This window comes from Rhizobium beringeri, assembly GCF_004306515.1.
GTDB lineage: Bacteria > Pseudomonadota > Alphaproteobacteria > Rhizobiales > Rhizobiaceae > Rhizobium > Rhizobium beringeri.
The window spans coordinates 1-3,787 of sequence record NZ_SILG01000010.1 but is presented as its reverse complement, the minus strand read 5'-3'; the positions used below and the strand labels follow the sequence as shown (position 1 = coordinate 3,787).

The window sequence follows — 3,787 nt, the reverse complement described above, 5'->3', positions numbered from 1 at the left end:
CCCGGCGTTTCCACCGAGAAGTGACCCGCCTTTAGGTATCGTTTGTGTTGGTCGTGGTGGTCAAGTTCCTTCGTTTCTCCTTCGTTGTTTTGGGCTCATGCGCCGAGCTGTTCTTGAAGCGGAAGCTGTCGTTTCCGGTTTCCAGGATGTGGCAGTGGTGGGTAAGCCGGTCGAGCAGCGCGGTCGTCATCTTGGCGTCGCCGAACACGCTGGCCCATTCACTGAAGCTCAGGTTGGTGGTGATGATGACGCTGGTGCGCTCGTAGAGTTTGCTCAGCAGATGGAAGAGCAATGCACCGCCTGAGGCGCTGAACGGCAGGTATCCCAGCTCGTCGAGAATGACGAGATCGGAATGGACGAGTCGATTAGCGATCTGCCCAGACCGACCCTGCGCCTTCTCTTGCTCGAGAGCGTTGACCAGTTCGACCGTTGAGAAGAACCGGACCCGTTTATGGTGATGCTCGATGGCCTGGACACCGATCGCGGTGGCAATGTGTGTCTTGCCCGTGCCGGGACCGCCGACCAGAACGATGTTGTTGGCGTCGTCGAGGAAGTCGCAGCGATGAAGCTGTTGCACGAGCGCCTCGTTGATCTCGCTGCTGGCGAAGTCGAAGCCGTTCAGATCACGGTAAGCCGGGAAGCGTGCGGTTTTGAGCTGATATGCGGTCGATCGGACCTCTCGTTCCGCAGTCTCCGCCTTGAGAAGCTGGGACAGGATCGGAATGGCAGCCTCAAACGCCGGCGATCCCTGCTCGGTCAGATCACCGACGGCGTGGGCCATGCCGTGCATCTTCAGTTGCCGTAGCATGATGACGATCGCGCCGCTTGCCGGATTATGACGCATGGCGAACCTCCGTCTTTCTCAAGGTATCGTATCGTTCGACATTGGCCTTGGGCTCATTGGTGAGCGTCAGTGCCTGAGGTGCGTCGAGGGTCGGCGGCGTGAAGGATTTGCCGTCGACCAGGCGATGCAGCAGGTTCAACACATGCGTCTTGGTCGGAACGCCGGACTTCAGCGCCATGTCGACGGCCGAGAGCACTGCCTGTTCGTCGTGCTGGAGAACAAGTGCCAGGATATCGACCATCTCGCGGTCGCCACCTGGCTTCTTGAGCAGATATTGTTGCAAGGTCCGGAATGCGTCTGGAAGCTCGGCGAACGGTGCGCCGTTGCGAAGAGCGCCGGGCTTTCGCTGCACCACCGCCAGATAATGCCGCCAGTCATAGATGGTCTGCCCCGGTCGATCATGGGAACGATCGATGACGCGACGGTGCTCGCAAACGATCTGACCTTCTGCCGCGACGACGACACGATCCGGGTAGACTCGAAGGCTCACCGGTCGATTGGCAAAGGATGCCGGAACGCTGTAGCGGTTGCGCTCCAGATGCACGAGGCAGGTTGGCGTGACCCGCTTCGTGTATTCGACAAACCCGTCGAACGGCCTGGAAACGGGCATCAAAGCTGGTGTTTCCTCTGCCCAGATGTCGGCGATGGTGCCACGCATCTGACCATGCGGGGTCTGTGCCCAGAACTCCTTGCAACGCTGCTCAAGCCAGTCATTCAGGGCTTCCAGTGATGGAAAGCGCGGGACCGGTTGGAAGAAGCGATGACGCGCATCCTGAACGTTCTTCTCGACCTGTCCTTTCTCCCAGCCGGAGGCCGGATTGCAGAACTCGGGCTCGAACACGTAGTGGCTGGCCATTGCCATGAAGCGGACGTTGACGTCGCGCTCCTTGCCACGGCCGACCTTGTCGATTGCAGTCTTCATATTATGGGATGGACGCCTCCCTCCGAACCTTCAGAATGAAGGGCCAGCTAAAGGAGGAAGTCATGACATTCGAATTGCTAGCCATCGATCTTGGAAAGTCGTCATTCCATCTGCACAGCATCGCTTCGGATGGCACTATTCTTTCCCGTAAAGTCAGCCGATCGAAGTTGGCTGAGATAGTGAAAGCGATTGCCCCGAAGACGGTCGCGATGGAAGCCTGCGCCAGCGCTCACCATTGGGGGCGGCAATTCAAGGGTGATGGGCGAGAGATTTTGCTGATCAATCCTCGCTTCGTGAAGCCCTTCGTGCGCGGCTCCAAGAACGATGCGGTCGACGCAGCGGCGATTTATGAAGCGGCGACACGTCCAACCATGCGGTTCGTACCGCTCAAGTCGACCGCACAGCAAGACCTTCAGTCGCTACACAGAATTAGAGAGCGTCTGATCGTTCAGCGTACATCGCTCATCAATCATGCACGCGGCCTTCTCGCCGAATATGGAATCGTGTTGCCGCAAGGACCATGGCGTTTTGCATCCCAGGCACCCTTGGCTGTCGAGGATGCGGCCCTCTCCGATCTCGGGCGAGAGCTATTCCTCGAACTCCTCGACCAGCTCACCGATGTGAATGACCGAGTTGGCAGGCTCGACAGGAAGATTAGCGAGATTTGCCGCGAACGCGACGATTGCCGCCGTCTGTCGGAACTGCCAGGCGTCGGTCCGATCATTGCGACGGCACTCGTTGCTAGCGTCGAGGACGGACGTCACTTTAAATCTGGGCGAGAGCTAGCGGCTTGGATCGGGCTGATCCCGCGACAATACTCGACTGGCGGCAAACCACGGCTTGGCGGAATTGGCCGCCGAGCGAACCATTATCTCCGTCGCCAGATGATCCATGGTGCACGCGCAGTTATAAGCCGACTTGCGAGTCACGACGATCGCCGATCGCAATGGCTGAAAGAGCTTGTCGCTCGCCGAGGATTTAATAAAGCGATCGTAGCACTTGCCAACAAAACCGCGCGGATCGCATGGGCCTTGCTCACCCGACAGGAGCGGTATGCCGCACAATAGTCATTTGCCAATCGTTGCCTCTAAGGCAATGATGAATGCGAGTAAGAACTGATGGCGTAACGGCACGGACCGCAGCTTCGGATCCTGATCTACGACAGGGCCACAAAGGTCGATCATGTTATGAGGACAGAGGTAGCGGACTCCCATCAAGGCCAGGAGCGTGGTCGCTCCAGCGATAGGCCGGATAGATTCACGCATCCAATGCCGAGTGCCGCCAAATGTTCATCTCGCCCGGGAGGCGTCCATAGATTGTCGTAGATGCCGCGGCCAGGAATGCCGCCGAAGACGCGGAACGCGTGATTATGGGCATCGAACAGCATCTCATGCGTCTGCAGGAGATAGGCTCGGACGATGAAAGCCCTGGAGTAGCTCAGCTTCGTATGCGCCACCTGCAGCTTGGTGCGTTCATTGCCGATGATCGCCCAGTCTTCCGACCAGTCGAACTGGAAGGCTTCACCAGGCTCGAACGCCAAGGGCACAAACGTGCCGCGGCCTGTCGTCTGCAATTCCCTCTGCCGATCATCACGCCATTCCCGAGCAAATGCCGCCACGCGATTGTAGGAGCCCTCGTAGCCGAGGCTGACCAGGTCAGCATGTAATTGTTTCATCGTCCGCTTCTGTTTGCGGCCCTTCTTGGATTCCGTCTTCAACCAAGCTGACAATCGATCCGCAAACTGGTCAAGCTTGCTCGGTCGCTCCGGAACGTTGAACTTCGGCTCCACGCCGCCGGCACGCAGGTATTTGCGGATGGTATTCCGGGACAGGCCGGTCCTGCGGCAAATCTCCCGGATCGATAGATGCTCTCGAAAATGCCAGCGTCGGATTACGCTCAGTAATGCCATGTCGATCACTCCAGAGCCCCCGCTGAAAGCATGCGAGGGACGGTTGAAACATGGGTCAATTCTCAATGGAAATATCTGGCTGCGCCGGGTCAGCTCTCAGTGGAAATCAACA

The 3,787-nt window shown here is 58.2% G+C and carries 2 protein-coding genes and 2 pseudogenes; 1 reads left to right on the top strand and 3 read right to left on the bottom strand.

Annotated features, from left to right (window positions below; all coding sequences use genetic code 11):
• Positions 1 to 31: 31 nt before the first annotated feature.
• Entirely contained in the window at positions 32 to 844 is an 813-nt protein-coding gene (gene istB / locus ELH03_RS37120) for an IS21-like element helper ATPase IstB (RefSeq protein WP_130660431.1), read from the bottom strand.
• Positions 834 to 1,769 (bottom strand): annotated as a pseudogene (locus ELH03_RS37115) (Mu transposase domain-containing protein); the annotation flags it as partial. The gene istB and the pseudogene ELH03_RS37115, both read right to left, overlap by 11 nt.
• 59 nt (positions 1,770 to 1,828) lie before the next feature.
• On the opposite strand from ELH03_RS37115, the gene ELH03_RS37110 reads away from it, so the two are divergent.
• Entirely contained in the window at positions 1,829 to 2,833 is a 1,005-nt protein-coding gene (locus ELH03_RS37110) for an IS110 family RNA-guided transposase (RefSeq protein ID WP_130767698.1), read from the top strand.
• Positions 2,834 to 3,060: 227 nt separating this feature from the next.
• Here the strand turns inward: ELH03_RS37110 and istA are convergent.
• Positions 3,061 to 3,675: pseudogene (gene istA, locus ELH03_RS37105) on the bottom strand (IS21 family transposase); the annotation flags it as partial.
• Positions 3,676 to 3,787 lie beyond the last annotated feature (112 nt).